The following is a 14,406-nucleotide window of genomic DNA, read 5'->3' as shown; positions in this document are numbered from 1 at the left end:
TGGGCGCGGCGTGGCCTTCGTCCAGGCGCGTTTCGCGAACGGTCAGGATTGTTCGGCAAATGGTAGATCGCCCGGTCGCGAAGCGTGAAAACGCCGGCCTAGGGTGGCCCCGCAACCCGCGAGACATTGCGGTCAACGCGTTGGCGACGCTGGGTATTGCGTTGGTTGCCGCCGTCTCGGGGCCCTTCGGTACGTTCTACGATTTATCGCTGGGCGCGCGGTTAGTCTATTGGTTGGGTGCCTTCGGCGTTGGCTGGGCGATTACCGTGGCATCGATCCTGATTGTCCTGCCCAGGCTGGTCGGATGGGGAATCGCACCGGTTGCGGCGGGGGCACTCGTTGGTGCCTTTGGTGCACTGCCGCTCGCGTTGGCGGTGTTCGGAATCGAATCCGTGCTGCGCCCGGAACTGGCCCTGCCGGGCATTCTCGAATTCTATCTCTACGTTGCGACGATCGGGGTGCCAGTGACCGCCGGGATGACCTGGGCGAACTGGCGCACGGCGCTACATGTTACGCCAGCTCAGGCGTCTCGGCCGGGCACGGCGCGGCCTGCGTTCTTCGCGCGGCTACCGGCCAAACTGGGGAAGGATCTCCTCGCGATCAAGGCCGAGGATCATTATCTGCGACTTTACACGGCGGCGGGCAACGACCTGTTGCTCATGCGTTTGACCGATGCCGTCGAGGAGTTGGACGGATACGACGGTTTACGGGTGCACCGGTCCTATTGGGTGGCCCACGCGGCAATCGAACGCGCCGAAAAAACCGGTCGCCGCGTCACACTCCACCTCGTCAACGGGATGCGCGTGCCGGTGAGCCGCAGCTATGCCGCCGACCTCAAGGCGTTGGGTTGGCTCAGCGACTGATTTGAGGGAGCGACGGCCCGCGGCGTCCGCCGTCCTGACTCGACAATGGCCGGCTATGCCTGTAGTGCGCAAGGTATGAAAGCGTTCCTCGTCGATACGGTGGCCACCGTTGTTTTCTTCACGGTTGTTGCGGCAGTCGCCGAACTCGCGGTCGCCGGGATGGACCCGCAGCAGGTTCTAGTTGCCCGACTCATCATGGTGCCGGTGATGATCGCCACGGGGCGGCCCTACGGGGTCTGGCGGGACTGGGTCTTTGCACGGTTCCGGCCCCAACGCCGCGCCACGCGGACGCTGATCGACATCGTCGCGTTCACTACATTCCAAATACCGGTGTATCTCATCACGCTCGCCGTTGTTGGCACGACGGCCACCCAGATGATCGCGGCAGCCGGCACGGCCGTCGTGGGCATGACGATCCTCAGCCGTCCCTTCGGCCTCTTCCTCGACCTCGTGCGCAGAAGGGCCAGGGTTCCGGTCGCGACCGCATAATCCCCGCCGCTCCTTGCGCGCGATCCGCCTGCCTAGGCGAATGTGGCGGTCCGGTTGGCTTAGTCGCGTTCCTCGGTGGCGAGGAGGGGGATCATCACCGTTCTAGGCCGCGCGGTCGGCAGGCGAATGGCAAGGTCGCAACTATGGTGCGCGACAACGAGTCGAACTCCGGGCAACCAGCGCCGGCGGCGCACATGGGAATGCGGAACCGGTCGCTGCCCGTAGTCTGCGGCCTGAACCCAAAACGCCCCCAACGTCGTGTCGTTCTTCACGTCTACCCCCAACACCAATCCGTCCTGTCGAGGATATGGCGATCCGACCGCACGTTCCCAGTGACGGAGATCACGCATCGAACAGATGCACACCCGAGTTGACCTAGGTGTGACGCGAACACCTATGAGACTTGTGGGTGTCCCGTGCCCTGCCTCAGTTTCATCCCAAGTATATTCCCAGGGCCGCTACGGTCAGGCGGGAAGGACCGGAGCAGTTGCGGCGTGATCGCCGCTAGCCCTTCTTCTTCTTTTTTCCGAACACCCGATCCCAGTTGTTGCGATAGCGCGGTGAGACGGGCTTTTGGCCTTCGCCGCGGCTAAAGCCGACGGCGGGATCCGCCGCCTCCGTGGCTTTGTCAGTCGTTGCGGCGCCTGCTTCGGCGGCCCTGTCGCTCTTTTCGGTCGCAGGCTTATCGCCTTTGTCAGGAGCAGGCTTGTCGGCTTTGTCGGTCTTCGTTGGCGCGTCGGCCATGTCTTTCTTCGCGGTGGGTTTTTCCTTGTGTCCGGCCGCAGCGCCTTTCGCTTCGGGTTTGGTTGCAGACATAGTTACTCCGCCGCCTCGTCGGTCTTTGTCCGCGCCCAGCGCTTGTCAAAATCCCATACCTCGGGAAATCCCATCAGGCCGTGCATGTCGGCGTAGATCGGGGTTGGGTTGTCGATCATCGATTTGTGCGCTTTCAAATGCCGGTAGGACGAATCGATCGCGGCGGCGGCGACCTTGTGCGCGGCACCGGGATAGATCGCCACGGCGAAGCCGAGCGCCTCGAGTTCCGGCGCTGGCATTTCCGGCGTACGCCCGCCCTGGACGACGTTCATGAACAGCCGCGTCTTCTTCGATAGGGCGGCGGCGATCTTGCGAATCTCGTCGTGGCTTTCGGGGCTTTCGACGAAGATCAGATCCGCGCCCGCGTCGGCATAAGCGCCGCCGCGGCGGATCGCCTCGTCCAGGCCAAGGTGGGTGCGGGCGTCCGTGCGGGCAACGATCAACGTGTCGGGGCTACGGCGCGCCTCAAGGGCAACCTGGATCTTGAGGACCATTTCCTCGACGGGGATGACGTCGCGGCCCAACGTGTGACCGCATTTCTTGGGTGAGACCTGGTCTTCGATTTGGATACCCGATGCACCGGCCTCCTCATAGCCGCGCACGGTATGGGCGACGTTCAGCAAGCCGCCGTACCCGGTATCGGCGTCGGCGATCAACGGCGTTGCCGTGCCGCTTGCGATTTGGCGCACCCGGCCGACCATGTCGGTATAGGTCGCAAGGCCGGCGTCGGCCAAGCCCAGGTGCGACGCGACGGTGCCGTAGCCCGTCATATATAGCGCCTGAAAGCCAAGCCGGTCGGCCAAACGTGCCGAAATCATGTCGTAGACGCCGGGCGCCACGACGAATTCGCCGCCGCGAACGGCGCCGGCGAGGCGCGCGCTCTTTTCGCTTATGCCGCTCATGGGGATTCCTTTCTAGGCGTGACGAAACAGCCAGGGGTGACGATCGCGAAAGCCCGCCTCGAATGCGTCGATCTGCGCCTCGTGTTCCATGGTCATCCCGATGTCGTCCAGCCCTTTGAGTAAGGATTGCTTGCGGAACGGTTCGATGTCGAAGGAATGCACGACGCCGTCGGGTGCGGTCACCGTCTGTTTCGCGAGATCCACCGAGACGGTCGCGCCCGGTTGGTCATGGAGCTGGCGGCGGATTGCCTTCACAGCGTCTTCGGGCAGGCGCACCGGCAACAACCCGTTCTTAAGCGAGTTGTTGTAGAAAATGTCGCCGAAGCTCGACGCGACGACGCAGCGGATGCCGTAGTCCAGCAGGGCCCACGGCGCGCCTTCGCGGCTCGACCCGCCGCCGAAATTGCGGTCGGCCACAATGATATGTGCGTCCTTGTAGGCCGGTTGGTTCAGCACGAAATCGGGATTAGGAGTCCCGTCGTCTTTCAGACGTTGATCGATGAAGAGGACGTCGCCGAACCCTTCCGCGCGGGGGCGGCGCAGGAAGCGTGCCGGCAGAAGTTGGTCTGTATCTATGTTGGGCCGGTCCATCGGCGCTGCAACGGCAGTCAAGGTGGTGAACTTTTCCATCGCTCAGCCTTTCTCGGCAAAGGTACGCACGTCGGTAAAGCGCCCCGTCAGCGCCGCCGCCGCCGCCATCGCCGGGCTCATCAAGTGGGTGCGTGCACCCTTTCCTTGGCGACCGGGGAAATTGCGGTTGGAGGTAGAGGCACAGCGTTCCCCCGCCGCGACCAAGTCGCCGTTCATCCCGACGCACATTGAGCACCCGGATTCGCGCCATTCGAAACCGGCTTTGCGGAAGACGTCGTCTAGTCCTTCTTTCTCCGCTTGCAGCTTCACCAATGTCGAGCCTGGCGAGATCATTGCCGGGACCTTGGCCTTGCCCTGACGCGCGACGGCCGCCGCAGCCCGCAAGTCCTCGATCCTCGAATTGGTGCACGATCCGATGAACACTCGGTCGACCGGCACGTCTTCGAGTTTGGTTCCGGGTTTCAGTCCGATGTAGTCCAATGTCGCGCGCAGCGCCATGCGCCGCTCGGGATTGGACTCGGCATCAGGGTCGGGGACGGTACCGGTTATGGGGAGCGCGTCTTCGGGGCTTGTGCCCCAGGTCAGCATCGGTGCGAACGTACTCGCATCCATCGTTACTTCGCGACCGAACGTGGCGTCGGGGTCGGAGGGTAGCGCCCGCCACTGATCCAGCGCCTTCTCCCAGTCTTTCCCTTTCGGCGCGAACGGGCGTCCCTCCAAATAGGCGAACGTCGTTTCGTCGGGCGCAACGATGCCGGCACGTGCGCCGGCTTCGATCGACATGTTGCAGACCGTCAAGCGTTCCTCGACGGTCAGTGCGCGGATCGCCTCGCCGGCATATTCCACGACATGTCGCGCGGCGCCGTTGGCTCCGATCTCAGCGATGATAGACAGAATGATGTCCTTGGCCGTCACGCCGAAGGGGCGTTTGCCCTCGACGGTGACACGCATCGCGTCGGGTTTGCGCTGCCACGTCGTTTGCGTGGCCAGTACATGGAAGACGTCGGACGCACCGATACCAAAGGCCAGTGCCCCCAGCGCGCCGTGGGTCGAGGTATGCGAATCGCCACAGACCATGACCAGGCCGGGCAAGGTGATACCCTGTTCGGGTCCGACGACGTGGACGATGCCCTGGCGCGAATCGCCGAGATCGAAAAGCGTGACGTTGTGGTTGGCGGCGTTCTTGGTCAACGTCTCCACTGCGCGCCGCTGCACCGGGTCGGTGATGTCTTCAAGCCGATGGCTCGTCGTCGGCACCCCGTGGTCGGGCGTCGCGAAGGTCAGCTCCGGCCGCCGCACCTTGAGGCCGCGCTTCTCCAAAAAGCCGAAGGCGTGTCCCGACCCGTCATGGGCCAGGTGACGGCCAATGTAGAGAAGGGTGTAACCGTCCTCGGTGGTGAGCACCGCGTGGTCGTTCCAGATCTTTTCGAAGAGTGTCGTACCGCTCATCGAGGGTCCTTCTGTTGGGGCATTGGAATCAGGCCGCGGCTTTGCCGCGAACGAGTTTACCCGGGCGTGCGCCGGTTTCTGCACCGTTCTCCTGAACGACACGACCGGACACGAAGGTTTTAACGTATCCTTCGGCGGTTGCCATCAGGCGTTGGGCCCCCGTCGGCAGGTCGTTGACCATGAACGGCTTGGACGCATGGAGCCTGTCAAAGTCGATCAAATTGATGTCGGCCTTCATGCCCGTCGCGAGGACCCCACGGTCATGCAAACCATACAGCGTTGCTGTCTCGGATGTCAGTTTCTTGACCACTGTTTCGAGCGGGATGCGCGGACCCCGAGAACGGTCCCGCGCCCAGTGAGTCATCAGGAATGTCGGGACGTTCGCATCGCAGATGTAGCTGACGTGAGCGCCACCGTCGCCACCGCCAATAATCGACAACGGGTGGGTGAGCTGTTCGTGCAGCGCGTCGAGGCTGCCCTGGCTGTAATTTAGGCCGCAAAACATCAGGTAGTTGGTCCCGTCGTTGCGCAGCATCTCGTCGTAGGCGACCGCGCGCGGATCGCTGCCCTCGCGCTTGGCGATGGCCAAGACGGTTTGCGATGTCGGCGGTTCGAAATCGAAATCATCGCCCATCACATAGGTCTCGGCCCAGGCATCTTGAATCATGTCGGCGAGGGCGTCGTCGACCGGATCCGCTTCGCCCAGGATCTTCGCGCGAATTTCGGGATCGCGTAGGCGGGCGAGTTTCTCGGCAGGCGGCAGGGTATTGAGGGCGGCGTAGGTCGGAAAGCGAATGAACTGGTTGGGCCCTTGGAAGCTGAACAGCAGCGTTGTCGGACGGCCGAAGACTTGCGGATAAACCCGGGCCCCGGCGGCGGCAGCCGCTTCGCACTCCTTCAACATCTCACGCCAGGCGTCGGGCGCCTTGTTGTTTTGGCCGAACAAGAAAGTCACCGGCACGCCGGTTTCCGCCGCTACTTTGCGCATCCAAGCCATTTCCTTGGCGGGGGCAATCAGGTCGTCACCGGAAATACCTGCGGGGGCTAGTTCGAATATGCCGTGTCCGGCGGCGGCGATCGCATGGCCCATCGCCATCAACTCCTCCTCGCGTGCCCAGGTGCCCGGCACCGGCTCGCCATCGACGGCAAGATGCAGCAGTGTCCTGGAGGTCGTGAAGCCGAGGGCCCCGGCATGAAGGGCGTCGGTAACAACCCGTGCCATTTCCTCGATGTCGGCCGGTGTTGCTGGTTCGTTGCGTGCGCCGCGTTCGCCCATGACGTAGGCGCGCAGCGGCCCGTGGGCGATCTGGCATCCGACGTCGATCGCATGGGGGTGGCGCTCGACGGCGTCGAGGTATTCCGGAAACGTCTCCCAGTCCCATTTCACCCCAGCGGCCAGCGCGGCACCGGGGATATCTTCGACGCCCTCCATCAGGCCGATCAGCCAATCATGGCCGTCGGGCCGTGCCGGGGCGAAGCCGACGCCGCAGTTTCCCATGACGGCGGTCGTGACCCCTTGCCAAAACGACGGGGTCAGTAGCGGATCCCACGTGACCTGTCCGTCGTAGTGGGTATGGATGTCGACCCACCCCGGGGTTACCAGCAGGCCGTCGGCGTCGACGGTCCGTTTGGCTGTGCCCGAAATCTTGCCGACCTCAGCGATCTTCCCGTCGGTTACCGCCACGTCGGCAGTCCGCGCATCGGTGCCCGTCCCGTCAACGACGGTCCCGCCCTTGATAAGAAGGTCGTACATCGAGCCCCCACTGGATTGTTCAGGTCGTGCGCCCTGGCGGCGTTGCAAAAGCACGATACACTGGGTGCGGCCCCATGGGCCAGCCAGCCAACCTAACGACGATCCCCAAGGTCCCGATATGAACGTTCCCGATATCCTTCGGGCGCAACTGCGCCTTCCGCTGTTCGCGGCACCGATGTTTCTTGTCTCGGGCCCCGATCTGGTGATCGCGGCGGCCCGTGCCGGGATCGTCGGGTCGTTTCCCACCCCCAATTGCCGAACCGTAGGCGATCTCGATGCCTGGATGGCCCGTATCGTCGATGAGACCGCCGGTTTCGGAACAGGCGCCGATCGTTCCACCAATTTGTGGGCTGCCAACCTGATCGTGCACCGGACGAACCCCCGACTGGCCGAGGATGTGGCACTGGTCAAAAAATATAAGCCGCCCATCGTCATCACAGCGCTGGGCAGTCCGCGTGCGATTGTCGACGATGTGCACAGTTACGGCGGGATCGTCTTTGCCGATGTCAACGGCTTGGAACATGCACGCAAGGCCGCCGCCGCGGGTGTCGACGGGCTGGTATTGGTCTGCGCGGGGGCGGGCGGGCACACCGGGCGGATCGCGCCGTTTGCGTTCGTCCCTGCCGTGCGTCGTTTTTTCGACGGTATGATTATCGTGTCCGGGGCGATGACCGACGGGCGCGCCGTCGCGGCCGCCCGGGCGTTGGGCGCGGACTTCGGCTATGCCGGTACGCGCTTCATCGCCAGCGCCGAAAGCATGGCGCCCGATGCCTATCGGCAAATGGTGGTCGATGCCGGGATCGACGATCTGGTCCTCACCAGTGCGTTGACCGGGGCGCTCGCCAGCATGCTCCGTGCCAGCGTGCGCGACGCTGGTTTCGATCCGGACGACCTGGCTGAGGGCGGCACACCCAACTACACCTACAAGGGCACCGAAAACAAAGCGTGGAAGCACGTCTGGTCGGCAGGGCAAGGGGTGGGCGCGATTGAGTCGGTCAAGACCGTTGCCGAGATCGTGGAGGACTTCGCCCGGGAATACGACGCGGCGATCGCGACGCTATGCGCGGCGCAGGTAGCTCCAGGCTAGCGCTACGACGCGACAAAAACCGCTAGCCGTCGTTTGTCTGCGCGTTGCGCGGGCTCAAGGACGGGTATGCGCGGTTTGCTAGAATAAGGTCAGTATGTCGACTCAAGCTCCCGAACCGCCACGTTCCGTGCCCCACGAGGAGTGGGGGAGCCGTCTCGGCTTTATTCTTGCCACCATCGGATCGGCGGCGGGCATCGGGAATATTTGGCGTTTCTCGTATGTCGCGGGAGAGAACGGCGGCGGCGCATTCTTGGTCGTCTATTTTGCAGCCGTCATCTTGGTCGGCCTGCCACTCGTCATGGCGGAACTGGCGATCGGCCGTGCGGCACGGCGCGACGCAGTGGGGGCCTTTTCAATCCTCGTACCCAAGGGCCACTGGCATCTGGTTGGTGTCGTCGGCGTCGTCGCAGCCTTTCTGATCCTCGCCTATTACGCGGTGGTCGCGGGCTGGGCCCTCAAATATTTCGTCGGATCGGTGGACGGTTCCCTGTGGACGGCTGCGGCGCAGGGCTACGGCGGTTTCTTCGCGCAGTTTATTGCCGGCACCTTTGAGCCGATCGCATGGCAAGCCACTATGGTCGCGGTGACGGTGGTCATCGTGATGCGCGGCGTGCGCGGCGGCATCGAACTCGCGAACAAGATCCTGATGCCCCTTCTGGCGCTCCTGATAATCGTGCTCGCGGTCTGGGGCGTCTTTCAGCCCGGATCCCGCGCTGGTCTTGCATTTTTGTTTACCCCGGACTGGAGCGCGCTGATGCGGTCCGAGGTCTATCTCGCCGCAATGGGGCAGGCGTTCTTCTCGCTCGGTATCGGCATGTCGATTTTCATTACCTACGGCAGTTACCTGGGCCGGCGCGAGAATCTGGGCCGGGGGGCCGCGACGGTGGTTGCCGGCGACACGGCGATTGCCGTCTTTGCCGGTGTCGCCATTTTCACGACGGTCTTCGCCTTTGGCCACGACCCCGCCGCCGGGCCGGAACTCGCGTTCATCACCCTGCCTCAGCTTTTCCTCAGTATTCCCATCGGTAAGGTATTGGCGCCGATCTTCTTTGCCCTTCTGGTCGCAGGCGCGATCACCTCGATGGTCTCGATCCTCGAAGTCCCGGTCGCCTTCGTTGTACGGCGTCTCGGGATTCGGCGCACAATAGCGGCCCCGTCGATCGGCGCGGCGATGTTTGTCGTCGGCGTCCCCGCCTCGCTCGGGTTCGGCGTATGGGAGGAGATATCCTGGCAAGGTCGGGGGATCCTCGATTCGATGGACTTCGTGGCGTCGAATATCCTATTGCCCCTGGGCGGCGTTGCGGTCGCGGTGTTTGTGGGGTGGCGTTGGTTGTGGCCGCGGGTCGTCCCCGAAGCGCAAATCGACGGGGCGTGGATCAACGTCGTGTGGCTCTGGCTGTTGCGCTTGGTGGCACCCGCGTTGATCCTTGCCGTCATGATCAACGCAGCGACAACTCTGTAGCGGTCGGCGTGGGCCAAGAGCGCAGAATCGTCATCATGGGCGCCGCCGGGCGCGACTTTCACAACTTCAATACGCTGTTCCGCGCCGACCCGACCGTCACCGTCATCGCGTTCACCGCGACACAGATTCCGGGTATCGCGGAGCGTGTGTACCCGGCGGCGCTGGCAGGTCCGCGCTACCCGACGGGCATTCCGATTCGAGCCGAATCCGCTCTTGAATCGATTTGCCGCGAGCATGACGTGACCGACGTCGTCTTTGCCTACAGCGACGTTCCGTATGCCACCGTCATGCATGCCGCCGCGCGCAGCCAGAGCATGGGGGCCAACTTCGTCCTGCCGAGCGCGACGGCGACGATGCTGCGCGCGCGTGTTCCGGTGATCGCAGTGACCGCCGTACGTACCGGTTGCGGTAAATCCCAGGTTAGTCGCTGGCTTGCAGCACGTTTGGCCGCGCGGGGAATTCGAGTGGCCGCAATACGCCATCCCATGCCCTACGGCGATCTCGCCAAACAAGCGGTTCAACGCTTTGCCAGCGCCGCCGACATGGACTCCGCGGACTGTACGCTCGAGGAGCGCGAGGAATACGAACCCTATGTCGAGCGTGGCATGACGGTATTCGCCGGTGTCGACTACGCCGCGATCCTTGCCCTCGCCGAAGAGGAGAGCGACGTTATTTTGTGGGACGGCGGCAACAACGACACCCCGTTCTACCGACCGGATTTCCATATCGTGTTGACCGACGCGCTGCGCCCCGGCCACGAGACCGCCTACTATCCGGGCGAGGTCAACCTGCACCTCGCCGATGCGGTGATTCTCGCCAAAGCCGATACCGCGACACCTGCGGACGTGACCGCCATATCGGAAGCCGTCCTGCGGCTGCGTCCCGGCGTTCCGCTTTACCGGGGCGGTTCGCCGGTCCGCCTGTCGGACCCAGAGGGCGTGCGGGGCAAGCGGGTCGTGGTCGTCGACGACGGTCCGACACTGACCCACGGCGGGATGCCCTTTGGCGCCGGATATGTCGCCGCGACGGCGGGCGGTGCCGCCGAAATTGTCGATCCACGGACCAACGCCGCCGCATCGTTGCGCGCGGTGTTCGATGCAAATCCACATTTGGCAAACGTACTGCCCGCGATGGGGTATGGTCCGGGCCAGGTGCGTGATTTGGTGGAAACAATCAATCGAAGTGGAGCCGATGTCGTGGCCGCGGGAACGCCGATCGACCTAGCGCGGGACTTGAACCTGTCGATACCGGTCGTCCGGGCGCACTACGATTTCGCTGATCTCGACTCGCCGGGGCTCGGCGACGCCGTGGACGCCTTCCTGCGCGACCGGGCCCTGGGGTGAGCGAAGCCCGTCCGCTGGTTGTCGCCGCGCTGGGTGGCAATGCGCTCTCGCCCCCCGACAAACCCTTCGACGCCGACGATATGGCGGCATCGATCGCCGCCGCCGCGGATGCCCTGGCACCGATCGTCGGCACGCACGATCTGATTGTCACCCACGGCAATGGTCCCCAGATCGGGTATCTCGCGGAGAACGCGCCGAAGGCACCGCTCGATGTACTGGGCGCAGAAAGCGAAGGTTGGCTCGGCTATGCGATTGAACAAGGACTGACCAATCGTTTGCCCGGGCGCACGACGCTGGGTGTGTTGACCCGGGTTGTCGTGGCCGCTGATGATCCGGCGTTCGCGCACCCGTCCAAACCGGTAGGCCCGGTCGTCGGAGCGGACGAGGCCAAGGCACTGGGCGACGCCCATGGCTGGCCGTTCGTGCCCGACAGGGGCGGCTTTCGTCGGGTTGTGCCGTCGCCCCACCCGCTCGAGGTGATCGAGGCGGAGGAAATCGGTTTTCTCGTGCGCTCCGGCGCGATCGTTGTGTGCGTCGGCGGTGGCGGCATTCCCGTCGTCCGTGACGAGAAGGGGCTATTGCATGGGATCGACGCCGTAATCGACAAGGACATCGCCTCGGCGCTGCTCGCGCTGCAACTCGGTGCCGACGCGCTGCTCTTGCTCACCGATGTCCCTGGGGTCTATGCCGATTGGCCGGCCCGCAAGGCGCTCCTACACGAAACCACAGTGGAGGCGATGGCGCCCCTCGCGTTGGCTGACGGCGCGATGGGCCCGAAGGTCGGCGCAGCGATCGGATTCGTCAGCGGCGGCGGCCGCTTCGCCGCGATCGGCGCGCTCGGTCAGGCCGAAGGATTGCTGGCGGGCGAGGTGGGTACCATCCTGCGGGGTTAGGACGCGACTGGTGCGGTTTCCTGGAATGCGGGAAGGTCTTGCATACGTTCGTACCATGCTTTGAGGCTGGGGCGGTTTGTGCGCCAGTCCTCTTCGTCTTTCAAAAACAGGTCGACGAAAGAAAACATCGTGGCGGCCGTTAGGTGTCCGGTTTGCAAGGGCGCGGCAAGATCGGTTTCGACCGCGGCCTCCAGGGCATCGAAGTTGCGCTGCGCGCGTCCGCGTTCCAGGGCAAGGAACGTCGGCGATTGTTTGCCGGCCTCCTTGAAAGACAACTCGCGAAAAAGCCAGGCGATGTTATCCGCAGTCGCGGTGACGAATCCATCGAACCCAAATGCCTGCCACCGCGCAGCACCGGTGCCGTTGAGCGCGCGCGGGCCGGCACGTTCTTCCAGGTAGGTCGTGATCAACAGCGATTCGGACAGGACCGCGCCGTCATCCAGCACCAATGTTGGCACCTTGCCGGTTGGGTTGTGGGCCAGAACGGGCGCGTTCGGATCGCGCACGGTCGTTTCTATTTCCGAGATATCACCGATTTGTCCGGTAAGCCGCGCAAGCATGCGAATCTTGCGCGCGAACGGCGAGCGTTGGGTGAAATAAAGTTTCATCGGTCGCTCCTGATTGTGAATTTCGGTGCACGTTTCTAGGCGATTCGACGGCGGGCCGTCTAGCGGTTGAGGTCGGCGAGCCGCCCGCGTTCGGCGGCGATGCGCGCGAGGAGTGGCGCTGGCGTCCATACTTCGCCGTGCGCGCCTTGCAAGCGAACCAGCGCCTCGACCAACGCCGGGACGCCGACGGTATCGGCATAGAACATCGGGCCGCCACGATAGGCAGGGAAGCCATACCCATTGAGCCACACGATATCGATGTCGCTGGGGCGTTGGGCGATCCCTTCGTCGAGCAGGTTGGCGCCTTCGTTGATCATCGCGAAGATACACCGTTCGACGATTTCGTCGTCGCCAATATCGCGCGGCGCGATGCCAAGTTCGTCCGCCTCCGCTGCCACCAACTCGGCGACCAGCGGGTTTTCGCCCGAGGCCTTGCGCTCGTCGCCGTAGACGTAGAATCCGACGCCGGTCTTTTGTCCGAACTGGCCATGTTCGCAAAGCAGGTCCGGCACCCGGGAGTAGCGAGAGTCTTGCGCGCGGCCGATGCCAAAGGCCTTGCGCATCCGCCACCCAACATCGATCCCCGCCAGGTCGCGCACCGCGAACGGTCCCATCGGTAAGCCGAAATCGAAGATCGCCCGGTCGATTTGGCTGATTGTTGCGCCCTCTTGCAGCAGGCGGTTCGCTTCGCGTTGATAAACCTGGAGCATCCGATTGCCGATGAAACCGTGGCACACCCCGGACACCACAGGAATCTTGCCAAGCCGTTTGGCCAGCGGCATCGCCGTGGCCAGCGCCCCAAGCGAAGTCTTGTCCCCGCGAACCACCTCCAGCAACTTCATCACGTTGGCCGGACTGAAGAAGTGCATCCCCAGCACCCGATCGGGGTTTTTGGAAGCAGCCGCGATCTCGTTCACGTCGAGGTAGGAGGTATTAGTTGCTAAGATCGCGTCGTCCGCGACAACGGCATCGAGTTTGGCGAGGACGTCCTTCTTGACGGCCATTTCCTCGAAAACCGCTTCGACGACGAGGTCGGCGTTGGCGAGGTCGGTAAAATCCGTGGTGCCGTTCAGGCGCGCCAGCCGGGCGTCGGCGTCGTCGCGCGACAATCGGTGGCGTGCCACCATGCCGTCATAGGATTTGGCAATCGCGGCGAGAGCTGCGTCGCGCGCGTCGGGCGTTACTTCCAGCAGCGACACCGGAATACCTGCGTCGGCGAACACCATCGCAATGCCGCGGCCCATCGTCCCGCCACCCACGACGGCGGCGCGACCGATTGCGCGCGTCGGTGTTTCCTTTGGCAGGTCCTTTACCTTGGCGGCCTGACGTTCGGCGAAGAAGGCGTACTGCAAGGCTCTTGCTTCGACCGTGGCGTTGCACGCTTCGAACAGTGCGCGTTCTTTTTTCAGCCCTTCATCGAAGGGCAGGGATAGGCTCGCTTCCACCGCATCGATGGCGCGGAAGGGCGCATTGAAGCCGCGGTAGCGCCGCGTGTGTTGTTTGCGCGCGGCTGCGATGTCGTCGGAGGTGCCAGCTACCGGCGCATCTCGCGTCGGGCGCGGCCCCTTATTCGATGCCACCAAGTCGGTTGCAAAGGCGACCGCAGCCGCCGTCAGCGGTTCGGCGACAACCGCGTCGACGATGCCCAACTCCCTGGCCGCCTCGGCGCGGAGCCGTTTGCCGCCTATGATGACCTCCAAGGCCGCAGGCACGCCAATCAACCGCGGTAGGCGCTGGGTTCCGCCGGCGCCGGGAATGATACCGAGACCGACCTCAGGTAGACCGACCTGTGCGCTCTGCACCGCAACTCGGTAGTGGCAGCCCAGGGCGATCTCGAAACCGCCTCCCAAAGCGGTGCCGTGCAGCGCCGCAACGACCGGCTTGGGGCAGTTTTCCAGCCGGTCGATGACCTCGCCCAGGACCGGACGGACGGACGGCTTACCGAATTCTGAAATATCGGCGCCGGCGAAAAATGTCCGCCCGGCACAGGCGATGACGAGGGCCTTCGCCCCTGGATCGGCCTCGGCCTCCGCAAACGCCGCCATCAACCCTTCGCGTACCGTATGACCGAGCGCGTTCACCGGGGGATTGTCGGCGGTGATGACGCCGATAGCGCCGTCGCGACGGTAGGTAACCACGGGATCGCTCAT

General features: G+C 64.0%; 14 protein-coding genes. 6 read left to right on the top strand and 8 right to left on the bottom strand.

What is annotated here, in order from left to right:
- Window positions 1–59 precede the first annotated feature (59 nt).
- Together RID42_13915 and alaE are read left to right on the top strand one after the other, a co-directional pair.
- Window positions 60–863 (top strand): LytTR family DNA-binding domain-containing protein, encoded by an 804-nt coding sequence (locus RID42_13915; GenBank protein MEQ8248768.1) that lies wholly within the window; start codon window positions 60–62, stop codon window positions 861–863.
- Window positions 864–938: 75 nt separating this feature from the next.
- A complete protein-coding gene (alaE, locus tag RID42_13910; protein MEQ8248767.1) occupies window positions 939–1,352 on the top strand; it encodes an L-alanine exporter AlaE in 414 nt (137 codons plus the stop codon).
- A 59-nt stretch (window positions 1,353–1,411) separates the two neighbouring features.
- Here alaE and RID42_13905 read toward each other — a convergent pair whose 3' ends face one another.
- The 6 genes from RID42_13905 to RID42_13880 form a co-directional block, all read right to left on the bottom strand.
- On the bottom strand, window positions 1,412–1,639 hold the full coding sequence (locus tag RID42_13905) for a hypothetical protein (protein ID MEQ8248766.1): 228 nt from the start codon (window positions 1,637–1,639) through the stop codon (window positions 1,412–1,414).
- A gap of 217 nt (window positions 1,640–1,856) precedes the next feature.
- Window positions 1,857–2,168, bottom strand: coding sequence for a hypothetical protein (locus tag RID42_13900; protein MEQ8248765.1), 312 nt, complete (start codon window positions 2,166–2,168; stop codon window positions 1,857–1,859).
- 2 nt (window positions 2,169–2,170) lie between these two features.
- On the bottom strand, window positions 2,171–3,070 hold the full coding sequence (locus tag RID42_13895) for an isocitrate lyase/PEP mutase family protein (protein MEQ8248764.1): 900 nt from the start codon (window positions 3,068–3,070) through the stop codon (window positions 2,171–2,173).
- A gap of 12 nt (window positions 3,071–3,082) precedes the next feature.
- Entirely contained in the window at window positions 3,083–3,700 is a 618-nt protein-coding gene (leuD, locus tag RID42_13890; GenBank protein MEQ8248763.1) for a 3-isopropylmalate dehydratase small subunit, read from the bottom strand.
- A gap of 3 nt (window positions 3,701–3,703) precedes the next feature.
- On the bottom strand, window positions 3,704–5,110 hold the full coding sequence (leuC, locus tag RID42_13885; GenBank protein MEQ8248762.1) for a 3-isopropylmalate dehydratase large subunit: 1,407 nt from the start codon (window positions 5,108–5,110) through the stop codon (window positions 3,704–3,706).
- Window positions 5,111–5,138: 28 nt separating this feature from the next.
- A complete protein-coding gene (locus tag RID42_13880; protein ID MEQ8248761.1) occupies window positions 5,139–6,863 on the bottom strand; it encodes an amidohydrolase family protein in 1,725 nt (574 codons plus the stop codon).
- Window positions 6,864–6,981: 118 nt separating this feature from the next.
- Here RID42_13880 and RID42_13875 point away from each other — a divergent pair, with 118 nt between their 5' ends.
- The 4 genes from RID42_13875 (at window position 6,982) to RID42_13860 (ending at window position 11,648) form a co-directional block, all read left to right on the top strand.
- Window positions 6,982–7,950, top strand: coding sequence for a nitronate monooxygenase (locus RID42_13875; GenBank protein MEQ8248760.1), 969 nt, complete (start codon window positions 6,982–6,984; stop codon window positions 7,948–7,950).
- Window positions 7,951–8,044: 94 nt separating this feature from the next.
- Entirely contained in the window at window positions 8,045–9,412 is a 1,368-nt protein-coding gene (locus tag RID42_13870; GenBank protein MEQ8248759.1) for a sodium-dependent transporter, read from the top strand.
- Window positions 9,413–9,447: 35 nt separating this feature from the next.
- Window positions 9,448–10,755, top strand: a complete 1,308-nt coding sequence (locus RID42_13865) for a cyclic 2,3-diphosphoglycerate synthase (GenBank protein MEQ8248758.1) — start codon at window positions 9,448–9,450, stop codon at window positions 10,753–10,755.
- Entirely contained in the window at window positions 10,752–11,648 is an 897-nt protein-coding gene (locus RID42_13860) for a carbamate kinase (GenBank protein ID MEQ8248757.1), read from the top strand. The genes RID42_13865 and RID42_13860 overlap by 4 nt, the downstream gene beginning before the upstream one ends.
- On the opposite strand, the gene RID42_13855 is transcribed toward RID42_13860, so the two are convergent.
- Both RID42_13855 and RID42_13850 read right to left on the bottom strand, forming a co-directional pair.
- The gene (locus tag RID42_13855) at window positions 11,645–12,256 is read right to left on the bottom strand and encodes a glutathione S-transferase family protein (protein MEQ8248756.1); all 612 of its coding nucleotides are present in this window, start codon (window positions 12,254–12,256) and stop codon (window positions 11,645–11,647) included. The two genes, RID42_13860 and RID42_13855, sit on opposite strands and share 4 nt — an antisense overlap.
- A 59-nt stretch (window positions 12,257–12,315) precedes the next feature.
- A complete protein-coding gene (locus RID42_13850; protein ID MEQ8248755.1) occupies window positions 12,316–14,406 on the bottom strand; it encodes a 3-hydroxyacyl-CoA dehydrogenase NAD-binding domain-containing protein in 2,091 nt (696 codons plus the stop codon).

The organism is Alphaproteobacteria bacterium (genome assembly GCA_040216735.1).
In the GTDB taxonomy this organism is placed as follows: Bacteria; Pseudomonadota; Alphaproteobacteria; order SHVP01; family SHVP01; genus CALJDF01.
The sequence above is the reverse complement of the archived record's forward strand: the minus strand, read 5'-3'. Positions and strand labels throughout refer to the sequence as shown.

Coding starts and splice junctions, on each gene's coding strand:
- RID42_13880 (MEQ8248761.1), bottom strand. CDS start 6,863: ATGTACGACCTTCTTATCAAGGGCGGGACCGTCGTTGACGGGACGGGC.
- RID42_13875 (MEQ8248760.1), top strand. CDS start 6,982: ATGAACGTTCCCGATATCCTTCGGGCGCAACTGCGCCTTCCGCTGTTC.
- RID42_13900 (MEQ8248765.1), bottom strand. CDS start 2,168: ATGTCTGCAACCAAACCCGAAGCGAAAGGCGCTGCGGCCGGACACAAG.
- RID42_13870 (MEQ8248759.1), top strand. CDS start 8,045: ATGTCGACTCAAGCTCCCGAACCGCCACGTTCCGTGCCCCACGAGGAG.
- RID42_13850 (MEQ8248755.1), bottom strand. CDS start 14,406: ATGAGCGATCCCGTGGTTACCTACCGTCGCGACGGCGCTATCGGCGTC.
- leuC (MEQ8248762.1), bottom strand. CDS start 5,110: ATGAGCGGTACGACACTCTTCGAAAAGATCTGGAACGACCACGCGGTG.
- RID42_13865 (MEQ8248758.1), top strand. CDS start 9,448: ATGGGCGCCGCCGGGCGCGACTTTCACAACTTCAATACGCTGTTCCGC.
- RID42_13915 (MEQ8248768.1), top strand. CDS start 60: ATGGTAGATCGCCCGGTCGCGAAGCGTGAAAACGCCGGCCTAGGGTGG.
- RID42_13855 (MEQ8248756.1), bottom strand. CDS start 12,256: ATGAAACTTTATTTCACCCAACGCTCGCCGTTCGCGCGCAAGATTCGC.
- RID42_13895 (MEQ8248764.1), bottom strand. CDS start 3,070: ATGAGCGGCATAAGCGAAAAGAGCGCGCGCCTCGCCGGCGCCGTTCGC.
- alaE (MEQ8248767.1), top strand. CDS start 939: ATGAAAGCGTTCCTCGTCGATACGGTGGCCACCGTTGTTTTCTTCACG.
- leuD (MEQ8248763.1), bottom strand. CDS start 3,700: ATGGAAAAGTTCACCACCTTGACTGCCGTTGCAGCGCCGATGGACCGG.